This window comes from Candidatus Neomarinimicrobiota bacterium (assembly GCA_021734025.1).
In the GTDB taxonomy this organism is placed as follows: Bacteria; Fidelibacterota; JAANXI01; order JAANXI01; family JAANXI01; genus JAANXI01.
The window spans coordinates 75,145-98,013 of the sequence record JAIPJS010000003.1; the positions used below are offsets into that span (position 1 = coordinate 75,145).

Annotated in this window: 24 protein-coding genes; 14 read left to right on the forward strand and 10 right to left on the reverse strand. The window is 49.1% G+C overall.

What is annotated here, in order from left to right:
- Positions 1–218: 218 nt before the first annotated feature.
- Positions 219–1,805, reverse strand: a complete 1,587-nt coding sequence (locus tag K9N57_04525; protein ID MCF7803433.1) for a M28 family peptidase — start codon at positions 1,803–1,805, stop codon at positions 219–221.
- A 159-nt stretch (positions 1,806–1,964) separates the two neighbouring features.
- Between K9N57_04525 and K9N57_04530 the strand changes: the two genes are divergently transcribed.
- Positions 1,965–2,414 carry an OsmC family protein gene (locus tag K9N57_04530; GenBank protein ID MCF7803434.1) on the forward strand — a complete coding sequence of 150 codons (450 nt, stop codon included), beginning with the start codon at positions 1,965–1,967 and terminating at the stop codon, positions 2,412–2,414.
- A 176-nt stretch (positions 2,415–2,590) separates the two neighbouring features.
- Here the strand turns inward: K9N57_04530 and arsM are convergent, their stop codons facing one another.
- Together arsM and K9N57_04540 are read right to left on the reverse strand one after the other, a co-directional pair.
- Complete coding sequence (gene arsM, locus K9N57_04535; GenBank protein MCF7803435.1) at positions 2,591–3,394, reverse strand: arsenite methyltransferase; 804 nt, start codon at positions 3,392–3,394, stop codon at positions 2,591–2,593.
- A 63-nt stretch (positions 3,395–3,457) separates the two neighbouring features.
- The gene (locus tag K9N57_04540; protein ID MCF7803436.1) at positions 3,458–3,802 is read right to left on the reverse strand and encodes a metalloregulator ArsR/SmtB family transcription factor; all 345 of its coding nucleotides are present in this window, start codon (positions 3,800–3,802) and stop codon (positions 3,458–3,460) included.
- A gap of 235 nt (positions 3,803–4,037) precedes the next feature.
- Between K9N57_04540 and K9N57_04545 the strand changes: the two genes are divergently transcribed.
- The 6 genes from K9N57_04545 to K9N57_04570 all read left to right on the forward strand — a co-directional run bounded on the left by K9N57_04545 (position 4,038) and on the right by K9N57_04570 (position 9,235).
- Positions 4,038–5,234, forward strand: coding sequence for a lipase family protein (locus tag K9N57_04545; GenBank protein ID MCF7803437.1), 1,197 nt, complete (start codon positions 4,038–4,040; stop codon positions 5,232–5,234).
- 124 nt (positions 5,235–5,358) lie between these two features.
- Positions 5,359–6,504 (forward strand): hypothetical protein, encoded by a 1,146-nt coding sequence (locus K9N57_04550; protein ID MCF7803438.1) that lies wholly within the window; start codon positions 5,359–5,361, stop codon positions 6,502–6,504.
- A 42-nt stretch (positions 6,505–6,546) separates the two neighbouring features.
- Complete coding sequence (locus tag K9N57_04555; protein MCF7803439.1) at positions 6,547–7,128, forward strand: M48 family metallopeptidase; 582 nt, start codon at positions 6,547–6,549, stop codon at positions 7,126–7,128.
- 76 nt (positions 7,129–7,204) lie between these two features.
- On the forward strand, positions 7,205–7,927 hold the full coding sequence (locus K9N57_04560) for a M48 family metalloprotease (protein ID MCF7803440.1): 723 nt from the start codon (positions 7,205–7,207) through the stop codon (positions 7,925–7,927).
- Between the two features lie 2 nt (positions 7,928–7,929).
- Positions 7,930–8,112 carry a CPXCG motif-containing cysteine-rich protein gene (locus tag K9N57_04565; GenBank protein MCF7803441.1) on the forward strand — a complete coding sequence of 61 codons (183 nt, stop codon included), beginning with the start codon at positions 7,930–7,932 and terminating at the stop codon, positions 8,110–8,112.
- A 178-nt stretch (positions 8,113–8,290) separates the two neighbouring features.
- Positions 8,291–9,235 carry an SH3 domain-containing protein gene (locus K9N57_04570; protein ID MCF7803442.1) on the forward strand — a complete coding sequence of 315 codons (945 nt, stop codon included), beginning with the start codon at positions 8,291–8,293 and terminating at the stop codon, positions 9,233–9,235.
- Positions 9,236–9,393: 158 nt separating this feature from the next.
- On the opposite strand, the gene K9N57_04575 is transcribed toward K9N57_04570, so the two are convergent.
- The 4 genes from K9N57_04575 to K9N57_04590 form a co-directional block, all read right to left on the reverse strand.
- Entirely contained in the window at positions 9,394–10,746 is a 1,353-nt protein-coding gene (locus K9N57_04575) for an MFS transporter (protein ID MCF7803443.1), read from the reverse strand.
- 6 nt (positions 10,747–10,752) lie between these two features.
- Positions 10,753–11,904: a hypothetical protein gene (locus K9N57_04580; protein MCF7803444.1), complete on the reverse strand. Its 1,152-nt coding sequence runs from the start codon at positions 11,902–11,904 to the stop codon at positions 10,753–10,755.
- Between the two features lie 191 nt (positions 11,905–12,095).
- On the reverse strand, positions 12,096–13,169 hold the full coding sequence (corA, locus tag K9N57_04585) for a magnesium/cobalt transporter CorA (protein ID MCF7803445.1): 1,074 nt from the start codon (positions 13,167–13,169) through the stop codon (positions 12,096–12,098).
- Between the two features lie 190 nt (positions 13,170–13,359).
- Complete coding sequence (locus K9N57_04590) at positions 13,360–14,052, reverse strand: Crp/Fnr family transcriptional regulator (protein MCF7803446.1); 693 nt, start codon at positions 14,050–14,052, stop codon at positions 13,360–13,362.
- A 287-nt stretch (positions 14,053–14,339) separates the two neighbouring features.
- Here K9N57_04590 and K9N57_04595 point away from each other — a divergent pair, with 287 nt between their 5' ends.
- Positions 14,340–15,068, forward strand: coding sequence for an NAD(P)H-hydrate epimerase (locus tag K9N57_04595; protein ID MCF7803447.1), 729 nt, complete (start codon positions 14,340–14,342; stop codon positions 15,066–15,068).
- A gap of 524 nt (positions 15,069–15,592) precedes the next feature.
- Complete coding sequence (locus tag K9N57_04600) at positions 15,593–16,030, forward strand: SufE family protein (GenBank protein ID MCF7803448.1); 438 nt, start codon at positions 15,593–15,595, stop codon at positions 16,028–16,030.
- Here the strand turns inward: K9N57_04600 and K9N57_04605 are convergent, their stop codons facing one another.
- Positions 16,031–17,326: a thiosulfate sulfurtransferase gene (locus tag K9N57_04605; GenBank protein MCF7803449.1), complete on the reverse strand. Its 1,296-nt coding sequence runs from the start codon at positions 17,324–17,326 to the stop codon at positions 16,031–16,033. It lies immediately after the preceding gene.
- Positions 17,327–17,413: 87 nt separating this feature from the next.
- Between K9N57_04605 and K9N57_04610 the strand changes: the two genes are divergently transcribed.
- The 5 genes from K9N57_04610 to K9N57_04630 all read left to right on the forward strand — a co-directional run bounded on the left by K9N57_04610 (position 17,414) and on the right by K9N57_04630 (position 21,948).
- The gene (locus K9N57_04610) at positions 17,414–17,560 is read left to right on the forward strand and encodes a hypothetical protein (protein MCF7803450.1); all 147 of its coding nucleotides are present in this window, start codon (positions 17,414–17,416) and stop codon (positions 17,558–17,560) included.
- A 4-nt stretch (positions 17,561–17,564) separates the two neighbouring features.
- Positions 17,565–17,915 (forward strand): ferredoxin family protein, encoded by a 351-nt coding sequence (locus K9N57_04615; GenBank protein ID MCF7803451.1) that lies wholly within the window; start codon positions 17,565–17,567, stop codon positions 17,913–17,915.
- A 178-nt stretch (positions 17,916–18,093) separates the two neighbouring features.
- The gene (locus K9N57_04620; protein ID MCF7803452.1) at positions 18,094–18,813 is read left to right on the forward strand and encodes a DUF3047 domain-containing protein; all 720 of its coding nucleotides are present in this window, start codon (positions 18,094–18,096) and stop codon (positions 18,811–18,813) included.
- Positions 18,814–18,993: 180 nt separating this feature from the next.
- Positions 18,994–20,088, forward strand: a complete 1,095-nt coding sequence (locus tag K9N57_04625; protein ID MCF7803453.1) for a glucose 1-dehydrogenase — start codon at positions 18,994–18,996, stop codon at positions 20,086–20,088.
- Positions 20,089–20,121: 33 nt separating this feature from the next.
- Positions 20,122–21,948: a glycoside hydrolase family 15 protein gene (locus tag K9N57_04630; GenBank protein ID MCF7803454.1), complete on the forward strand. Its 1,827-nt coding sequence runs from the start codon at positions 20,122–20,124 to the stop codon at positions 21,946–21,948.
- 45 nt (positions 21,949–21,993) lie between these two features.
- Here K9N57_04630 and K9N57_04635 read toward each other — a convergent pair whose 3' ends face one another.
- A complete protein-coding gene (locus K9N57_04635; GenBank protein MCF7803455.1) occupies positions 21,994–22,269 on the reverse strand; it encodes a hypothetical protein in 276 nt (91 codons plus the stop codon).
- 12 nt (positions 22,270–22,281) lie between these two features.
- Positions 22,282–22,740, reverse strand: a complete 459-nt coding sequence (locus tag K9N57_04640) for a cytochrome P460 family protein (GenBank protein MCF7803456.1) — start codon at positions 22,738–22,740, stop codon at positions 22,282–22,284.
- Positions 22,741–22,869: the final 129 nt, after the last annotated feature.

Consider the following 22,869-nt stretch of genomic DNA (forward strand, 5'->3'; position numbering starts at 1 on the left):
GTTCCGCCAGGGACATTCGAAAACAACGTGGCCGCTATACCTGTCCTGCGATTGACCAACGAGCGGCAATCACCAACAACTCTCTCGCCCTCACACAGAATTACCTCTCTTGGTGGTTCTCTGTCTTTCGCTCTTCAATTTTTACTTCTCACCGTTTTTTTATTGCTTATTGCTGAATAGCTCTTGTCATCCACCCCTTACCGACGCACTGTATTCTCTCACGTTTCACTGTTTTTCCTCTCCATCATTTCATCGCGTATAGCCCGAAATTCCGTTCCTTCCTTCCAGTTCGGGAATTCATTGGACTGACTCAATTGATATCCGATCTGGAAATACATTTGCGTATCCTGGACAGCGCCGGCCAGGTCCCAGGTATCCTCATTATAGACATCTGATGGCTTATGGTAATGCTGCTCCGTCCAGGAATCAATGGCCTCAAGCATCCATTCTTCACCGTGGTCCGCATGCTCTGCTCCGTGTTCTGTAGCCAATGCGGGAATACCCTTTTTGGCGAAGCTGAAGTGATCCATGCGGTAGAATCGTCCCTTCTCGGGTTCAGGATCAGGCCGGACATATCGTCCTTGTTCCTCCGCAACCTCTTCCACGAGATCATCCAGCTCGGAATTTCCGTACCCGATGACCGTAACATCCCTGGTCGGACCCCAGATGTTCAGCGCATCCATGTTGATCACTGCGACCGTGTTCTCCGGCGGGATAACCGGATGGGCAGCATAGTATTTTGAACCCAGCAGCCCACGTTCTTCGGCCGTCACCGGCAGAAACAAAATTGACCGGTCGGGAGGATCCGGCTGCTGGGAAAATTGTCTGGCGATTTCAATCATGGCTGCCAGGCCGGTGGCATTATCTCTGGCGCCGTTATAGATTTTGCCCTCGCCATCGACGCCAAAATGGTCCCAGTGCGCCGTATAGATAATAAATTCATCAGGCCGGGATGCTCCCGGGAGCTTTGCCAGCACATTTCTGGAAGCCGACTTCTCAATGGAATTGTGCAGGGAATAGGTGAGTGAGAGATCTAACGGTATCGCCGAAAAGTCCGGCTGCAGCGCCCAGTCTTTCATGGTCTCAAGGTCCATATCTGCTTTGGAAAATAGCTTTGTAGCGGCATCGACGGATATCCAACCCTCAATTTCGGTTCGAGACATATTCCCGTCCTCTGACTCCATTAAAAACTGCGGACCGCCGAAGGAATTCTCTACGACTTCCCATGGATAGCCGGCCGGACCGGTTTCATGGACAATCAGCACGCCAGCTGCGCCCTGGCGGGAGGCCTCCTCAAATTTGTACGTCCACCTACCGTAGTAAGTCATAGCTTTGCCGTTGAACAGTGAATCATCTTCTGTGGCATAACCAGGATCGTTGACGAGGACGATAACCGTTTTCCCCTCGACGTCGAGTCCTTCGTAGTCGTTCCACTCATACTCCGGGGCGACAATGCCGTAGCCGGCAAAGACGAGTTCGGAATCCTTCAGGGAAATTGTATCCACCATTCGTCGGGTGGAGGCAACCATCTCCTTTTTGAATTGCAGATGAAACGACTGATTCCGTCCGGTGATTTCCATAGAATCGTCGTAATCCGTGTCGAACTTCACCAGGGGCACCTCCTGGAAGTAACTTTTGTAGTTCCCCGGCTGCAATCCCAACGACTGAAACTTTTCCCTGAGATAATTGACGGTTTTCTCTTCGCCTGGTGAAGATGGCGCGCGCCCTTCGAATTCATCGGAGGCAAGCGTCTTAATATGGGATATAAGATTTTCCTGACTGATTGATTCCGAACGTTGACTCATAAAAGATCCTTTCTTCACTAATATTCGTAATAAAATAACCTCTGTGATGTTGAATACACACCCCGAATTACGTCAAAACCCGTTTGTAACCCAAATTGACTCGGTTCCTCTAAACAAGTGAATTAAGAATAATAAAAGCATCAGGAAGGGAATGAGCCCATGGCCAAGCCGAAACGAAAATTTAAGACGTTCAAGTATGAGACGAGTGTTGACTGGACTGGGAATCGTGCCGGAAATCTGACGGCTGAAGGAAAACCTGACGTTGAAGTCTCCAGTCCGCCGGAATTCAAAGGTGAAGCAGGGAAGTGGTCACCTGAGGACCTGTTTGTGGCTGCCGTGGAGAGTTGTACCATGACGACTTTTTTGGCGCTCGCGTTCCATAAAGACCTGCCGTTGGAATCCTACGAAAGTTCGGCCGTTGGCACCATGGAAAACGATGGCGGCGGATACGAGTTCACGAAGATAGTGGTGAAACCAGTAGTGAGAGTGGAAACGGAGGAGGCAATCGATCTAGCCGAACGTCTGATGGAAAAAGCGCACGACCGCTGCCTGATTTCCAACTCCATCAAAGGGAAGACCAGGGTAGAGGCGGACATCCAGAGTTTGTAGATAGAACGGATTAGGTGGAGATGGGGCTATTGGACTGCGTATCGCGTGATGGAATTTTACGACGTAAAACACGCAATACACAGTCCGCAATAAGAAGATAATACTATCATTCGCTAAGAGATGCAGAGTACGATTTTGGCCACCTATATATACCCTTTTAACAAATTTCTCTTAACCTATCTCATTATGGGCTTTGTTCCGGTAACGGTCACACTCAGTACTTCAGCATCCGATTTCAGGAATTTTTGTACCTCCGGATCATCCCTGTATTTTTCCAGCAGATCTTCGGGAATGGGAACTGAGCGTTTTTCTTTCACTTCCGGTTCGGGAAATCCGGCCGTCTTAATTATCTCCAGATACTCCTCCAACTGAACGGCTCCGGCAATACACCCGGTGTAAAGCTCGACCATTTCCATGAAGCGTGGGGACAACTGTCCGCGGGTGACGATATCGGAGACACAAAACGTCCCACCAGGTTTCAGTACCCTGTAGATTTCACGAAATGCAGCCTGTTTGTCCGGGACTAAATTCAAAACACAATTGCTGAGTACCGTATCTACAGAAGTGGTTTCAACCGGCAGATCCTCGATATCGCCAAGCCGAAATTCTACGTTTTGGAATCCAAGTTTGGCCTGGTTCCGCTCGGCTAAATTGATCATCTTTTCCGTCATATCCACCCCGATGACTGTACCGGAGTCGCCAATAATTGATCGGGCGACGAACACATCGTTTCCGGCTCCCGATCCGAGATCAAGGACAGTTGTACCCGGCTTCAGGTCAATATGGTTGGTCGGAATCCCGCATCCCAGGCTGAGGTCGGCATCTTCAACGTATCCGTTCATTTGGGAATAGTCCTCCGCAAGCGTCTCGCAGTTTCCGGAGTCTGAGGACTGTGATGAACAACAGCATCCCCCCGCTTGATCGGCTCTCTCTCCATAGGCTTGTTTCACTTGCTCTTTCAGTTCTGCATTTGATGGCATGGTTGACTCCTTTTTTGTTTGTGTGCGCATATATGCATGCATATAGTTAAAAAAATCGGGTAATCAGCAGCAGTTCGGATAGCAGACCCGGACGCAAGTTTGCAGCTTTTGTGCGATTTCTTTCATCTTCCCGGAAAACGATTTTGCATCGACGCGATAGTAGACGTGGCGCCCCTCTTTCTCCGACCTGACAATGCCGGTCGATTCCAACAGTGAGAGATGCCTGGATATGACAGATCTGTCCTGGGGCATATAATTGGCGATGGTGCCGATATCTGATCGGCCCTGTAACAACAATACCTTTAATAGTTCGATCCGGACCGGTTCGGCTAGAGATTTAAAGAACGCCGAGTCCAGAAATTCGACTAATTCCCCGGCAACCTGTTCTTTGGTGATAATCTCATTCATTATGTGTGCATGGTAATGCATGTTTGATGAATTGTCAATACTTTAGATCCGCAATATGATAGAAAAGTCAATTCGAAGACATGGTATGACTTCATTTATCTGTCGACTATATTTAACTTCTTGATTGCAGGGCTAAAAATAGAAAAAGGGCGCTCAGATTCCATTGGTTCCGGGAATTTGATTCCTGCATACTTTAAATCTACGGAAACCCAAATTATCCGACTGGAAGAGGCAGATGAAGTTTTTCTATAAATCAGTTATTGCATTCTTCTCTTTTTTGCTAGTACTGGCGTGCTCCGATTCACCGACAGATCCGGAAAAAAACCTCGTTGAGCGTGGCGCATACAAGGAAGTTGTGCAACTGGAACAGTATAGTGCGGAGACAATAAGAAATGCAGTGGAGCAGAACGACTACGAATCGCCACTGGAATTCACATCGGACGTTTCCGTATATCGCATTGTGTATTATACCGTCGACCTCGCTGGTGACATTGTGGAGGCATCAGGCGCGTTAATGTTACCAGCGGAAGCCAATACATCGCCAATGCTGAGTATCCAGCACGGGACCGTTTTTGAGCAGACCAGTGTGGCTTCGGAAGGGGCATTCATGGCGGCCGAAGGGATGCTCGGAGTGGCGTTCGCGTCATCGAATTATGTTACGATTCTTCCTGACTACCTGGGCTACGGCATCTCTGATATGATGCACCCGTACGTCCATGCAAAGGGGAATGCCAATGTAGTTATCGATATGCTCCAGGCAGTGAAATCGTGGTGCGCAGAGAATAACGTTAATTTGAACGATCAAATATTCCTGGGTGGATATTCGGAAGGTGGCTATGTTACTATGGCTGCACAGAGACTAATTGAAGCAGAATACAATACTGAACTTCCGCTGACCGCAGTAGCCCCCGCTGCCGGGCCGTTTGATTTAAGCGGTTTTGTGGTTGATGTCATCAATGGAATGGATTATCCCGAACCAGTGCTCGCCGGGTTTCTCCTCACCGCCTATGATGAAATTTATAACTGGAATTTATTGGATGAGATCTTTGTGGCAGCATTTGCCGATCAAATGCCCACCCTCTTCGATGGCAGTAAATCCGGAAATGATCTGCGTAACATTCTGCCGGATTCGATTGGAGGTTTAATCCGCCACCAATTTGTCGAGGGCTACCGGGCCGGCGATTTCCCTGAAGTTGAATCCGCATTTGCGGAAAATACCTTGTTAGACTGGTCACCGCAAACCCCGATACACCTGTTTCACGGGAACGCCGATAACGTGGTAACTGTTCAAAATTCGCTGCGTGCGTATGACTCGTTGTCAGCAAAAACAAGTGCCACGATCGATATCACCACCTACGAGGGATTAGGACATCAGGCTGCAGCAGAACATGTGTATTATGACATTGCATTATGGTTTGAGTCGTTTCGATAATCAGTCAATCTGCAAATCGTTTATTCAATAACTTCTTGTCAATGATGAAATTCCTTAAAAAGAAGCGGTATCCCATCGATTTCCGCTTCGTAACGGAATAAGAGCGTCGTATATTTGTACTGTTATGGATAATATTACCGAGCTAGTCCGTTCATACGCAAATTTCTTTTACCGGGTGAACAGAGAGGCACCCCCGGCCGGCGAACGGATTTTAACACTCCCGTTGTCGAAGGCCCTTGGCTGGGCGAAAGAACTGCTTCCGGATCTCCATCCGGATGAAATTTCGGTGAATATCCTCCCTGAACATATCCGGGAAGAGATCATCGAGATCATGGAAGATTCGCCGGATCAACTGCTCATGGATGCCAGGTATCTCTATCTGGAACAGTTCCTGTCACAGTCATTTTTTTACTATTTCATCCTGCAAGCCTCGTTAGGCCATGATGAGGATGAGATTAACCGGATGGCCGAAGAAGATTTTAATATCACCGGGGAATACAAGATCTATAAACCACCCCAGCACCGGAACAAGTATGCCTCGCGGAAGACAACTATTTTTCTGGATTGGGACGACACCATTGATACGGGTTCCATCCGGGAAAAATTTAATGAGTTTATCGACCACTATCGCACGAGCAATTATGTGACCACCGGGCATTCGTATTCGCTTGTGGTAACCTCCGCCTCTATTTCTCTGGAGGAAAAGCTCAAACGGCTGGATAAAGATCTGTTACACGGACTGGATGCGGTCTATACCGTACCGGCCTGCTCCAACTGGGTCCCAAATACCGGGAAACTCACCGAACATGCAGATTATCCCGGGTTCTACCGCCACAATAATTTCGGAATTAGCGAGGTATCGCGGCTGGTGACACCCGATATGCACAATGCCGTGCTGGGTAAACTCTATACGGATGTCTCTCAGCAACTGGATGTCGATCCGGAGCACGCCATAATTATCACCGACCAGTTTGCGGATCAGTCTGCCGACAAAAGTATTCCGCTGGTTACGTTGGTAGTTCCCAGAGATGAATCTGTCGGTGCGGATATCTGGATCCGGGCGATTAACTTTCTGGAGAATAAAGGCGATTTTAATATTTATCATGGCGCGAACCGGCTTACCTGGGGGCTACAGCGACCACGTGGGAATTACGAATTTCGTCGGTACAAGGCTGCGGACGGTCTGGAACTCTACCGGACTCCGCGATTCCCGAACTGCTATTTCCTGGGGCACGCGCCGACCTTCAAAGACGGAATCATCAGGTTCTAATCACATTATCTCTGAATTCATTTTTCCACGGACTCATCGATCGTGACTCTGGAACGAACCATCCACATTGACCAAATCGGTCCCGTCCGATTTGAACGGAGCAAGCGAGCGCAGAGACTGAACATCTCCCTGCGGCCGTTTGCCGGAATCCGGGTAGCTGTTCCTCCAGGGGTACCGCTTCACACAGCGAGGAAGTTTGTCCTATCCAAACAGCGGTGGTTGGCGCGTCGGACGGATCAGATGCGGGAGACGGAAGCACAACATCAGTGGATGGTGGACGCCTTACGGGATTTGGAACCATCCAGTGTGAAAAAAGAGCTTCGGCAGCGCCTTGATGACCTGTCACAGCGGCATATGCTTCCCTATAATGCTATGACACTTCGCCATCAAAAAACCCGATGGGGGAGCTGCTCTTCACAGAACAATATCAGCCTGAACATCCAGCTAGTGCTTTTGCCTGATGAATTTTGTGACTATGTGTTGACCCATGAGCTGGTACACACCGAGGTAAAAAACCACGGGACCAAATTCTGGGAGCATCTCGGTAAAATTATTGACCACCCGAAAAGAGTCGATAGCCAGCTCAGGCAATATCCCATTATCCCGAGGGAAATTATTGGTTAACAAAGTTTAGTGTTCCAATCCTGCTGTTCCTATTTTACCGGGCAGTGCTTAATCTATGACTGGAAGATGTGATTTCATGGATAAACTGTTTACATATTTGGGACGGAAAGCTGGCCGAACCTACGTAAAAGGCAAATGGATATTCCAATCCGTTTTCGGCTCAGAAGAAGAGGGAGTGGCAGCGGAGAACGATCTCGGGAAGGCGCTTGCCAAAGATTTGGAATCACAGGAAGCGCTTATCCGGGACTCCACGCTCGAAGGGGAGGTAAATGGTATAGGGAAGGAGCTGACGGCATGCGTCACTGCGCCAGACCGAACATTTCGGTTTCGGATTACTGAATCCAAAGAGGTGAATGCTTTTGCCCTGCCGGGCGGATTCATTTATTTCACCAGCGGACTACTGGAATTGCCAGGCATCTCGAATCATGAAGTGGCCTTTGTGATGGGCCACGAGGTTGGCCATGTCATTCGTGGGCATCCCTTTGATAAGCTGCTGGCGAACACATCCATGGGATTTTTGAAAAAGATTATGGGAGCCACAACACCGGCGGGTGGATTAACGCAAAAAGCCATCGGGGCGCTGCTTCGAAGTGACTATTCGCAAGAGCAGGAGCTGGAAGCGGACTGGTTTGCCGTCAGACTGATGGCTGCCGCCGGGTATGATGTGCAGGCGGCAATTGATATGCTGCACCGATTCCAGGCTCTTAGAGGAGAATCGGGGACCGCTCTTTCGTATTTTGCCAGCCATCCATCGCCGGATGAACGGGTCCGACATCTTTCGCATCGCCTGGGGAAATAGGAATGGAAGAGTATGTGGAAATAATGTGTCCGTACTGCGGGGAGTCTAATGAATTGTTTATAGACTATTCCGGCGGGAAACGCCAAACATATTATGAGGATTGCCGAATCTGTTGCCAGCCCTGGCAGGTTGATGTTACCATTTTAAATGAAACACCATCTGTCAGAATTCGTCGTGCAGAGTAAAGGCCGGTTAAGTTAAAGCACGAAAGAAACCCCGCTTTCCCCTGATTGACCGGGGATTCCGTGATAATTTAACTTTTTTTTGAGATTGTTCTTTTCTATAATACTGCTCAGCATGATTTGTCAAATTTTATGGTGTTATAATTTGCATTCAACCTGTATTGGACAATCGAGTTAACGAATGACCAACTATAATCGGATAGCCACATCACTGTTGATTTTTCTGGTGGCACTCATGAGTACAATCGCTGCCCAGGAATCCCAAACTTCCCAAAAATTACTAACGGCTGGGATGGCTTGGGTGGAAGCCTCTAACCTCAATGTACGCGCCGAACCATCCCTAAATGCCAATGCCATTGGTTCATTCTCCGAAGGAACCGTGGTGGATGTCCTCAGGACGCAGGGCAACTGGGCTCGGGTACGATCCCGGGGGACGGAAGGATGGGTTGCACAGGATTACCTGAACATGGGACAGACGGCCTGGGTAAATGTCTCTATTCTGAATCTGCGTGAAAGTCCCGATTCTAATGCTGACGTCGTGTTTAAACTGGTATACAACCAACGGGTTATAGTGCTGAACAGACAGGAGGGATGGGCATTTGTTGTCACGGATGAATATGACGGCTGGGTTGCCGAACAGTATCTTCGGACGGAATATGCAGCCTGGATTTCAGCCGCAGTCCTGAACATGCGGACTAACTCATCGCTGGACGCAGAAGTCGTGGCCCAGCTAGAACAAGGGCAAAAGGTCGACGTCTTAGATGAAAACTCCGAATGGGCAAGGGTCGCCGCAGGTAATGACACCGGCTGGGTTTACAAAACCTACCTGAGTACTGAACCCGTGGCGGATGCCAGCGTGGAGCTGGAGCGCCGGAGAGAGTACCTGGAGACCAATCCCGATCTGCCGAATGTTATTAAGTCCGCCATTCAAAGTGGTTCGTTCCGCATCGGGATGAACAAAGAACAGGTACTTGCAAGTCTGGGGAAACCCGACCGGGTTGAAAAAGGGCGGGACGTGGATTCCAGCGAAAAATGGATCTATAAAAATAACGGTACGATTACCACACTGAATTTCAGCAGCGATTATCTTTCATCCTGGAGCCGGGACATCCCGACTGAAAATTAACTTCTGTCTTTTGTACCATCTGATATCACAATCTATTTTTTTCCGGAATTCCCACTAATCAGAGATATTATTGCACCGGTATATCGATCGCTGATCTCTATTTTATCGAAATTTCAGTTGATGTCGCTTGCGATGGCCATCCACAGATCAACGATTATCTATACGTAAATTGAACTTTCCCGGCCGGCCTCCAGCTCCTCGACCATCGCGGTGTGCTCTTCCTGGGTGAGGGGATATTGGGATACAATCCATACGGCTACAGCCAGGAGGAACATCGGAATAAATGAAACGCCAATTCGTATGGCCGTAAGCGCGGAGTCTGGTTGCTCTGCATTCGCCACATATCCGGAATAGGCCAGGATATTTCCAAGGAAAAAGAGGCCAACTCCGGTGGCGACCTTGCGCATAAAGGTGAGTATGCCAAAATAGATACCCTCTCGCCGTTCACCGGTAATTAGTTCGTCAACTTCCACTACGTCTGCGGCAAGGGCCATCGGGATCACGTGAATGGCGGCAACACCAACTCCACTTAATATGGCCACGGTAAACAGTGGTCCGGGAGATTTCGATGGAATGAAAAAGAGCAAAACGAGGTTGGACATCCAGAAGGCGATGGCGATAATATAAGTCATCGGCTTGCCGAACGTGTTCGAGAGCCAGAGAATCAATGGTATGCAGAGTGCCGAAGAGATAAACAATGCGCCGAGGATAGCGGGAAACATCGGTTTGAGTTGTGCCACATAGGTCACATAATATTCCATGGATGCAGCGACTACATCAAGCACCATCCAACTGAATAAAAACACCAGAGCAGCGATTCGAAACGCGACATTTTTCCAGAGCGTAGAAACCGTCTCCCGGAACGAACGAATCCGGTTTGGAGCGGCTTTGAATTTTTCCCGGGTGGTAAACGCGGTTACCATCATTGGAATAAAAATGAGGGCAGAGAAGGTCAGCCCCATAAGCATATAACCGGTGAGGCGATCCGGCTGGCTGTCTTTGACCAGAGGCGGGAGCGCCGCAGCCACTAGCCCAAACAGTATAGAGAAAACCATACGGTAACTGAAAAGGCTGGTCCGCTCGTCGTAATCCTGTGTCAGCTCTGCCGAGAGCGCATTGTACGGGACAATGACAACGGTCAGGGCCGTACTGTGGAGGAGAAAGATGGCTGTGTAATAAATAAACTCCAGACCGCCAGTGATAAATGCCGGTTTTATCCAAAGAAGAATGAACGTGATGGCGTACGGTAATGCGCCCCACATCATATACAAGCGCCTTCTCCCGAAATTACTGGCAGTCCGGTCGCTGATGATGCCCATAGCGGGATCGGTAATGGCGTCCCAGACTTTGCCGAACAGCAGCACGTATCCCGCCAGCCGCGGATCGATGCCCACTACATCGGTCAGGTAAAAAAGAAAAAAGAAACTGACGATCGTGAACCCGGTCGTTTGAGAGATGTCGCCGATGCCGTAACCGAGTTTTTTCCAAATTGTAAGCTTCCTATGCCCCATATAACCCTAATTTCCGTCGAAAAGTTTTTGAAAAGTGCTGTGCCTCCGGTACACCACCCCGCCGACCGCTTCAATGCTGCGTTGCATCAGCCAGTTCTCTTCGCCGGTCCAGGCGGCGAGTACTTCGGTGAACCGTGGATGCTGATCCCGGAAATGGCGGATACCCTTTACAAACATACCTGCTTCAAGGCCGAGACGTCGGTACTTTTTAATAGTACCGTATGCCAGTACCCGGAGCCGGTCAATTTTCCGCTTATGCCAGAGAAAGCGTGGGAGCGTAAGCAGGTTCAGTTTCCCGTTCAGATACCGCAAAGCCTGGTTGATATCGGGGATTGTCAGGACGAAGGAAGCGGGTTCGCCGTTTACGAACGCCAGCCAGGCACCTTCGGGAAGGAGAATGGGCTTGAGCTCCTGAATCATCTGCTGTACGGTCTCTTTGGTCAGCGGGGTAAAGGTGTCGAAAAAGTTATCGATATCCATCTCCTGCCAGGCTGTGTTATAAATGTGGCGGATGGTCTCCGCTTCGGATTCCAGCCGATTCGTATTTATCATCCGGATTTCGATATTCGTCCGTCCTAATACTCGCCCGGCTATTTTGACCAGGCGCTCCGGCAGCGGCTTCTCCAGGCCGATGACATATGAGAGCTGCCCGTGCCGCTTGGTGAAACCGTACCGTCTCAGCAGATCCACGTAATACGAAGGATTGTAGTTCATGCCGTACGCCGGGACGGTTTCGAAATTTTCGATGAGTAACCCCCACCAGCGATCAGTTTCACCAAAGTTGATGGGGCCGCGCATGCCATCTAAATCTCTTGCCTGTAACCATCCTGCGACAGCATCGAACAGGGCGGAGGCAACAGAATCATCGTCGATAGATTCAAAAAAACCAAAGCCGCCCAGAGATGGCTTTTGCTGGTAATCTTTGGCACGGTTGACCATACCGGCGATGCGTCCGACCGGCTCATCATCCAGGAATGCAACGTACCGCACGGTCTCGCCCTTCTGGTAGAAGGCATTTTTCTCAGAGTCGAAAACCGACTCTATATCGCTGTGGAGCGGCTGGACCCAGGAATCGTCTCCGGCATAAATCTTCCGGGGAAGAGTGTAAAACACCTGGTTCATTTGTTTGGTTTCAACCTTCCTGATTTCCAGGGACATAGGCTTACCCGGTTGAAGTAAATTTTTAAGTAAGAATGGAAATTCTTAATTTGAATGGATTAAAATTTCGGCTCTAAGAAAAGGATGTGCAAGGAAAGAATGGCTTGCAACTACGTTAGCGCCTTGGGATGAGATTCCGAACCTGAACCCCGCAACCTAGTTGCGGGGTGATACACTACGAAGAATGCAGATCAGAACCACTTCTTCTTTTTGAAGTAAAACACCATACCTGCCCCGATGATTATCATAAATCCCCAAACGGTGGGGTAGCCCCATTTCCACTGGAGTTCCGGCATGTAGTTGAAGTTCATTCCGTAAATGCCGGCAATAAACGTCAGCGGAATAAAAATTGTCGCGATGATGGTGAGTACCTTCATCACGTCGTTCATACGGTTACTCAGTGTGGAGAGGTAGAGATCAAGCAGGCTGGAGAGCATATCACGATAGGACTCAATGGTGTCCATCACCTGGATGGTGTGATCGTAGACATCTCTGAGATACACCAGGGTTTTCTTCTGAAACAGGGAAGATTCTCCGCGATTAATCTGGGCGATGACCTCCCGAAGCGGCCAGACTGATTTCCGAAATAATATCATCTCCCGCTTGAGCCCGTGGATGGATTCCAGATCCTCCTGTTCCGATTCCTCCATCAGTTCTCCCTCGATATCGACGATAGTTTCGCCAATGCCTTCCAGCGCAACGAAATAGTGATCCACAATGGCGTCGATCAGGGCATATGCCAGATAATCGGCCCCGAGACTACGGATCTGTCGCTTGGAGTTTCGCAACCGTTCTCTGACTGGATCAAACACGTCGCCGGGCTTCTCCTGGAAGGTGATGAGAAAATCACCCCCAAGTATCATGCTGAACTGTTCATCTTCTATCTTTATGTCATTTTCATCGGTGGTCAGCATACGAAGGACGATGTAGACATAATCATCGTAATCCTCAACCTTGGGCCGCTGACGGGTACTAAGGATATCCTCAAGCACCAGAGGATGGATGTCATATTGCTCACCCAGTGTCTCTAACATGTCAACCTCATGGAGCCCATCGATGTTAATCCAGGTGACCGATCCGGTATCTTTATACGGGGCGCATTCGTTGATATCTTCTATGGTGCGTTCGGCGAGACCCTGTCCGTCATAATCGATAACAGTGATTTGCACATCTTCCGTTCGCCGTTCGCCGGAATGGACCAAGGTGCCTGGAGCGGTACCAGGCTGTTTTGCGCGACCAAATTTCGGTAATCTGGGTTTAAGCATATCGGAGACTCCTGTCTGGATTCATTTTCCTTAATAATACGAAATAATTTATTGGAGTGAAATCGGGAAGAGAAAAGCAGGTATAAGGGTATAGGGTATAAGGTATGAGGAAAAGCCGCCGATACCGATCGCTTTACGTGACGGTGGGAACCGTGGACAATTCCACTTTAATACACGAACACTATCCTAACTACTCATATACCTCCGCCAGATCTTCCAATCCTTCAACATCGGTCAGGTAAATATCCCGCTTTTTCACCGCGATGAGCCCCTCGCGTTTTAAATTGTTTAACTCGGTGGTGGTCGTCTCCCTGGTGGAGCCGATTAGATTCGCAATCTCCAGGTGCGTCAGAGGAACATCGAGCAGCAGTCCCTCAGGTTTTTCCACACCATATTTTTCTGCAAGATTTAACAGCAGGTGAGCGAGTCGTCCGGGAACGCTGCGAAATACCATATCTTCCAGCCGGCTTTCGATTTCCCGGCGGCGTTTACCGATCTCTTTGGTCAACTTTAGTGACAGCTCCGGCTGGTTTTTCAGCATATCTTCAAAATCCCGCCGGTAGACGGTACAAACCAGGGCATCGTCCAGCGCTTCTGCCATGGTTGAGCGGGTTTTGCTGTCACTGTACAGAGCGCTTTCCCCAAAAATTTCACCCGGTTCCAGAATCACCATGGTCATCTCCTTGCCATCCTCGGAAAGTCGGGAGACCTTGACCCGCCCTTCTTTCAGAAGATAGACCTTGTCACTGCGATCGCCAGGAAGATAGACTAATTCTTTTTTCTTAAGAAACTTGTGAATGGCAAATTTTTCCACCTTCTGCAGCTGGGGTTCTTTCAAGTCCTGGAAAATATCGATCTGTTTGAGGTACCACATCTTGTCCATAACGGAACTCCGATAAATCATGGGCAGTTGAAAACAATGAAGCATAAAAGTATAGCTTCCCTGGTCAATCTGCAATACGGGATACTACCCCATATATTCATTGGAAAAAATGTAAGTCGCTTTACATAAAGGCCAAATAAATTGACGTATTATCTGACTACATGAGGAAATCCCTGAATAATTCATTGCTTCAACTGATCCAACACTGTTTCAACCTATAAAGCATGTACACTTTTTCCTATCCGGCAGAAGACAGTACGGCATATCCGGCGGTATCCGCTAAAGAAATGACTAAGATCGATCGGGCGATGTTTGATGTATCGCAGGTATCGATTTACCAGATGATGGAGCGGGCGGGGGAGGCTGTCGCAGAAATTGCTGAAAACTATACCTCTGAAGACCATCCGAAGGTAGCCGTCCTTGTCGGAAAGGGGAACAACGGCGGGGGCGCATTATCGGCTGCCCGCCAGCTGGCAAACCGTGGTGCAGAATTACAGGTTATACTCACGACGCCGGTACAGGAAATTGGGGAGGTACCGGCAACTCAACTCCATATCCTGCAATCTCTGCATCCCGGAACGCCAGTGCATGATATGAGCAAGGTGCATGCAGATAATCTGCCGCCCATGCCCAAGTGTGACATCATCATCGACGGGCTGCTGGGATATAACATCCGGGGAGTCCCCCGGGAGCCGATTTCGACACTGATTACAATCGCGAATAATGCGGAAGTCCCAACCATCAGCGTTGATATGCCCAGCGGATTACATCCCGATACCGGCGAACCGGCATTTCCGACAATACTGGCATGCGCCACGGTGACCTTGGCATTACCCAAGCAGGGATTCCGGAAACCGGCGGCAACTTCATATCTCGGTGAATTGTATCTTGCCGATATCGGGATCCCGCCGTCGCTTATTGAAAAAAATATTTCTGTCCACAATTTTCCCCAGCGACTACCGTCAATTATGTATTTAGTGAATAAGCATTCGGGTTCATTTTCCCCTGATAATTAACGAAGCCGGCATCCAACAAAACATTAGACCTGTTCTTATTTATTATGAGTTTTCTTTTATTGACTGTGGGTGGGAATACCCAGGTGATTGATGATTCGCCTTTCAGGGGCATGCTTCCGAAGGATGCGATACAGGCTATACCAGAGCCGGAATATGTGTGCGGAAAAGCTCGGAATTTTCGGACACAAAAGAACCACGACAGGGCAGGGCCATTCTCAATTTAAAAAGTAAATTCGCATATGATCGTAACTGATGATAGCACTTCGATAAACCTGATTTCCGGCAACTCAGAATCTCTACCACTTGATCTGCAAAGATTTAACGTAACTCAGGCATACTTGGATGGCTGGCACAATTTCTATCCTGAAACCAAGATTATCCGTCCGGAATCCGAATAGATCTATTTCATCTGTTTTCTGGGAATCGTATTATATTTTAACCATAGTATGGTGATTACCTGATTAAGGCAGTCCGGAATTTTACACAAAGAGATAGGGATCGGTTGCATGTCGGATTTACAAAGTATGACCGTGAACGAAAGACAGGATGAGGTTATCAGCGAATTTGAGGAGATGGGCGCAGACGGAATGCAAAAATACGAATATCTCATCAATCTGGGACACCAATTGCCTGCGTTCGGAGACAAGCACATGACAGAGGAGAACAAGATTAAAGGATGCCAATCCTCTGTTTGGCTGCATAGCTATGTAGAGGATGAGAGAATATTTTTTCAGGTGGAGAGTGATTCTGCCATTATCAAAGGGATTGCCGGACTGTTGATCAAAGTATTTTCCGGGGCACCGCCTGTGGATGTAGCGAATGCAGAATTATACTTTATCGAGGAAGTCGGGCTGCAAAAGCACCTGTCGCCAACCCGTTCCAATGGTTTGCAGGCTATGGTGAGAGAGATGAAACTAAGAGCAGAAGATTATGTTACCCGTGCGACAAAATCACGGGAGTAGTTATTCTGGCTGACCCGTCGCTATGGGATTCTCCGGATTCCCACTCCATTCGAACCAGCCCCCGTCGTACACTGAAATGTGCGGCCACCCCATAAGCCAGGCATTAAAAAACGCCTCGCTGCCACGCCAACCGGTCCCACAGTAAAAAGCGAGCCGCTTGTCCGGCGTAATCCCGGCCTCCTGCCATAATGCTTCGATTTCGTGATATTCCCGGGTGGTATGATCAGGATTCCGGTAATTTTCCATGTGATAGGCGTCGGTCCCGCAGTCAGCGAATACGGCGCCGGGAATGCGCCCCGTTTTCTCTATATAATTATAGCCGCTCACCTCGCCGATAAATTCCTTCCAGCTTCGCACGCTGACCAGAGCACCGTCCTCAGCACTTAACAGTGCCTTTGCTCCTGGAAGGTCTGTCGCTATCCCGGGATGCGCCGGAATTTCTGGGCCAAAATCATCAATAGGCTGAGGGACCGTCTCCTCTATAGTGAGTGTGTATCCGGCATCTTCCCACGCCTGAATGCCTCCATTCAATACTCGTACGTCCTCCACACCGGCGTACATCATGATAAAGGCGCATCGGATGGCTCCAAGGTGACCGGCGCTGCTTCCCGGAAACGCGTCATCGTTTTTCGGATACGAAAACCGGCCGTACAGGACAACGGTGGTGTCATGGGTGATACCGAGGCTTTCAAGTGTGTCCCTGAGTTCCGCAGGAGAACGCCTGTTCCAGGTTTCCGGTGACTCCAGCGTCAATGTATTAAGTGGTATTGCGCCCGGAATATGTCCCTTTTCGTAATCCTCCGGATTGCGATAATGGGCATGGCAAACCACAAAGTTTTCTTTTGCATGATGTTGAGGCGTCCCCCCGTCCAGCAACGATTTAATCCATGGAGCCGGGACCAACTGTTGATACTTTTCCAGCCGTTCCATCGGCAATTCGGGATCCGCGGCCCATTCGTCAGTAAAATCCGAGTAGATTTGTATATCCGAGTACCCTGCCTTCTCAAATGACTCCCGAACGCGAAGTATCTCTTCTATATCATAACCATAGAGTACGATTGGATCACCGGTTTCAATACCCTTTGACCGGACGATTTCGATCCAGTCGAGATAGGTCGTCCACTTAGCAGGGAGGCTCTTTGCACCAGAAATATGTCCGCCGCGGAACTCATCTTCAAGTTGCCATCCGTTGTATGCGTCAATCGGACGGACGTCAATAATCCAGGTATCGTCTGATGAAATGAGTTGGCGCATTGCTCTGGTTGATAACGTGTTGCTACCTGTATCCGGATCCATAGAAATGAAAACCTCGTCGTGTTTATTATTAAAAGCCCGTAACTATTAAAACCATCAAAATAAAAATTTAGAGACTCCAAGGACAACATGCACTGGATAATAGTTCAGCACTTCACCCAGGTCATGCCCGTTATCACGATCCGTGGCATAATGTACCCTGAGGATGACATCTCCGGCGAATTTCCTTACATTCTCTTTGACGTGAAGACCAACAATAATACTGGCCGGAGATAGACTGATGACCTACGTAATTGGCTCGCCGTGCGTGGCGGTATGTGACACCTCCTGCGTGGAGGTTTGTCCGGTAGACTGCATTTATGCGCCGATTCCAATCGATGAAATACACGAAAAGCAGATAGAGTCGGGAACACCGGTCGGCGAGCAAGTGGAAAAATTGCAAGGCATTCAGCTGTATATTCATCCCGATGAATGCATTGACTGTGCGGCGTGTGAGCCGGAGTGCCCGGTGGATGCTATCCGTGCGGAGGGCGCGTCCCATGAAGAATACAACGTGGAGAAATATCTGCAGATAAACATTGATTTTTTCGAAGAGGGGAACGATGCATACAATTCCACGGGCAAATATTGAGAAAATAGTGATTATGTATTTGTGTATTCCGGTATTAGTGTAACATTTTTCGTTTCCACCCCATAACAGATTTGGGTATGACCAATAAGTCAGGGACGATTGTAGTTGCCCGATTTGTTTTCATAAGTGAAACCTGCTTATTAGCTTCTAGAGCCAAATGGGGAAATTATGTGATATAATGAGATTGCTACCTACCTATATTTTGTCAGTTTTACTTCTCGTAACCTGTCTCCCAGATGGGCTTCCCGGGCAAATAACTGATTACAGAGATGATTTTCACTCCCTGGAGCACTGGAAGCATTACAAATTTCCAAATGTTGATCGGGCGACTCAATACGAGATCACCGTGATGGGTAAAGATACCGTTCTTAAGACATCCAGCGACAATTCGGCATCATTGCTGCTGCTCCGGAAAACGTTTGAGGTGGATTCTTTCCCGGTACTGGAGTGGAAGTGGAAGGTCGAAAATATCTATGAAAAAGGGGATGAAATAACTAAGGCCGGTGACGACTACGCTCTGAGAATTTATGTGAATTTTAAGTACGATCCCAGCAAGGCATCACTGTGGGAGAGGACAAAATACAGTGTGGCGAGATCTGTCTTCGGGAAATACCCGCCGCATAGTGCCCTCAGCTATATCTGGGCGAACACCGAGCACGAAAAGCGAATCCTTCCGAACCCGTTCCAGGAGAAAGCGCAAATGGTCATTACCAGAGAAGGCGAATCAGGGGTAGGCGAGTGGCATACGGAACGGGTCAACATTCTGGCTGATTATCGGGAGGCGTTCGGGGCGAAACCACCAGACATTGCATCGCTTGCAATTATGAATGACTCCGACGGCACCGGGGAGAGTTCGGTCTCTTACCTGGATTATATCTTGCTGGAGCCAGCGGAGTGAGTCCGGGTGTCCCGTCATCTTAAAAACCATCCCGCCGTTATGGGGTGGATAACTAATTTTCAATGTGGGGAATTCAACGACACCCCGTTCCTGCCTGGAGGCGTGCACCGAACCCCGGCTATGATGCCAGGAGACCCATACAATTTTTAGTACTGACTTGGTGAAAGGAGGCTCCTTCTAATGAAGGCAATCGCTGTTGCGCCAGGAGAAAAAAATTCCATACATCTCCGGGATATTCCAAAGCCTTCGATAAATGAAATTGCAGCCGGCTGTGGTGTATTGGTTAGGGTGTTGCGGGTCGGAGTGGACGCCACGGACAAGGAGATAAATGACGCAGAATACGGGGCGGCGCCCGAAGGGGACGACTACCTGATCATTGGCCACGAATCGTTCGGCGTTGTCGAAGAAATCGGGGAAAACGTAGAAAGGTTCTCACCAGGTGACTATGTTGCAGCCACCGTTCGTCGTCCTGGTGATTCGCTGTACGATCGGATCGGATTATCGGATATGTCAAGTGATGAGGAATATTATGAACGAGGGATCAACCGCCTTCACGGATTTTTAGCAGAATATTTCGTGGAATCGGAGAACAATCTTGCCAAAGTGCCCGGAGCCTGCAGGGATGTCGGCGTATTGATGGAACCGACGAGTATCGTCGTGAAAGGCATCCGGCAGGCCTTCGAAATTCAGCGGAGAATGCAAATCTGGCAGCCGAAACGCGCTGCCGTAATGGGGACCGGTACACTCGGCCTGCTCGCCACTATGATACTGCGCCTCAGAGACATTGACGTGGTTGCGTTCGGGTTGGATCAGATGCCATATAAAAACGGGGAATTGGTAGAACAACTTGGTGGAAGGTATTTCAGCGTCAAAGACAAAACGCTAGGGGAATCAAAAGAACAGTACGGGCCGTACGATCTCATCTTCGAAGCCACCGGAAACTCGGGAGTCGCGTTTGAGGCAACCGAACATCTCGGAAAGAACGGGGTCTTGATCCTCACCAGCATCACCGGCGGTGAGCGGAAAACCGAAATCCCGTCCGACAAGATTAACCTGGAATTTGTGTTGGGCAACAAGGTGATGTTCGGCACAGTCAGTTCGAATCTGACTCATTTTCAGCTGGCCGCGAAAGACCTTTCGCACGCCGTATCTCAATTTCCGGGATGGTTGAACCAGCTGCTAACCCACCCAGTGAAAGGGCTGGAGGAGTACGAGACCATGATCCGGCTATTGGAATCCTCGAATGACGCAATCAAAATATTTGTGGAGGTCTAATGATGGTTAACGTGAGGAAAGGATGCTATTAAAATGGTGTATCAGCCCATAGAGAATTATGGCGTGATCGGGGATACCCGAACGGTTGCGCTGGTGGGAATGAACGGTTCCATTGATTGGTTTTGCTTCCCCGACTTCGATTCACCGAGCCTGTTCGCGAAGATACTGGACGATGAGAAAGGCGGATATTTTTCTATTGCGCCCGTCCGGGACGGGGTGACTCAAAAGCAACTTTACTGGCCGGATACCAACGTACTGGTGACCCGCTTTTTATCCCCGGATGGTGTGGCCGAGATAATCGATTTTATGCCGATTAATGAGGAGGGAGTCAGCAATCAGGCCCGGTGTATTATCCGGCGGGTGGAGTTGGTCCGTGGGAGTATGGACCTTGAAATGCGCTGTTTCCCCGCGTTCGATTATGCCAGGGATCCACACGAGATCGCCTTCTCCAGGGACGGAGCTGCGTTTCATGCATCCGATTTGAGTGTAGGGCTTGCAAGTCCGCTAGAGATTAAGCAATCCGAAAACGGGGTGGTTGCGGAATTTACGCTCCGGGAAGGACAAAAAACTAACTTCATCCTGCGGGAAATTGAGCCAGATGCCACCTGTGGATTTGCGCTCACCAGGGAGGAGGCGGATGCTGAATTCCAGGACACGGTTAAATACTGGCGAAACTGGATTGCCCAGTCCACCTATGAAGGGCGCTGGCAGGAGATGGTGGAACGCTCTGCACTTACGCTGAAACTGCTCACCTACGAGCCAACAGGTGCGATTGTCGCCGCTCCGACTACCAGTCTGCCAGAAGCAATTGGTGGCGAGCGTAACTGGGATTATCGGTATACCTGGATTAGAGATGCGGCATTTACGCTCTATGGTTTGTTGCGGATCGGATTTACTGAGGAGGCGGCCAATTTTATGAAATATATAGAAAGCCGGAGCCACGAACTGGAACCGGACGGCACCCTGCAGATCATGTACGGCATCGACGGGCGTCACCAGCTCACGGAAGAGACACTGGATCATCTCAAAGGATACCAGGGATCAACGCCGGTCCGCATCGGGAACGGCGCTTATGATCAGCTCCAGCTGGATATTTATGGTGAGTTGATGGACTCCGTCTACCTCTATAATAAATACGGCAGTCCCATATCGTATGATCTCTGGACTCATTTGCGGAAGATGATCAACTGGATTGCGGATAACTGGAAACAGGAAGATGAGGGAATTTGGGAGACCAGAGGTGGACGAAAACACTTCGTCTTCTCCAAACTCATGTCCTGGGTAGCGCTGGATCGCGCACTTCGGTTGGCCAACAAAAGGTCGTTTCCAGCGGACAGGAATAAATGGGAAAAAGTCCGGGATGAAATATATGAAGACATCATGGCAAAGGGCTGGAATGAGGAGCGAAAAGCTTTTGCCCAGAGCTACGGAAGTAATTCCCTGGATGCCTCTAACCTGATCATGCCCCTGGTGTTTTTTCTTTCACCAAACGATCCCCGGATGCTGCAGACACTGGACGCCATTAACAAACCGCCGGAAAAGGGAGGATTGGTATCCAACAGCCTGGTATATCGATATAATGTGAAAGAAGTCAATGACGGACTCCGCGGCGAAGAAGGCACGTTTAATATATGCACATTCTGGCTGGTGGAGGCACTCACCCGTGCAGGGAAAACCGACAAGGACCGACTGGAGGAGGCCCGGCTTATTTTTGAGCGTATGCTTGGCTATTCCAACCATCTCGGATTATATGCGGAAGAGACGGGACCGTGCGGGGAAGCCCTGGGAAATTTCCCTCAGGCGTTTACCCACTTGTCCTTAATCAGCGCAGCATATAACCTGGACAGAACGCTTGAATAGTCCGAAGATTCCGCTACCTTGTAATTGTAGTAAGTAACCGCCCGATCAGCGAAGTAAGGTCGCTTTTCTCATTGCAGAGTGGAGCACGGGGGATACCGGGTCGGAAATATCAAATTGCACACTCCCTCCCAGGCCACCTGGGACAATCATCAGGTTTTCCACAATCTCCACGCCCAGCAGTTCATAATTATTGACGTCTTTAGAACTCATCGCCCGAACAATTGACAGGTTCTGTGCCATCATATTCGAGGTACAGATCGTCAAAATCAGGGAAAAGTTGGCTATTATCACAAACTGCTGGGGAGGTGGAAACCTTTTCATACAGTATCATACCTATTTATCATTCGCAAAGACGTAGTCATCTCCGTCGGCCCCGGCATGGCAGGAAATACATCCCGAATCCATACCCTTGGCGACAGCACCGGCCAGTTTCATCCCCTTGGGATTGGTATCGAGCGTTCCATCCGGATTATATTTAACCCAATACCAGTCATAATTGTCGCTGTCATATCCCTTGAGACGCGCCATCACCGTGACCGGTCCCAGTTTTTCCGCATCTTTGGCCATATAGTTTTCTTTGATGATAATGGAACCGTAAGGAAATTCGTCCGTATTGCTTTTGGCCGTTTTATTCAGGTAGTACTTCAGGAATTTTCCGTGAGGACTGTTGCCCGGTTGAAATCCTTTGAGACCAGGATACTCCACCCAGGTGTCCTGATATCCCTCGATGGCAGACCAGAGCAATTTGGCCATCTGGACATCCTGCATAGTACCGAACGGCGCCTTTTTCATTTTCTCCGATTCGTGTGATTCTGATCGGGCACTGATAACAATAAAGATTCCAACAAAAACCAGTGATAGAACAACAGCAAGTCGTTTCATGGTTTCCTCCCTGGATGAGATTCACATTTGAATTATGCA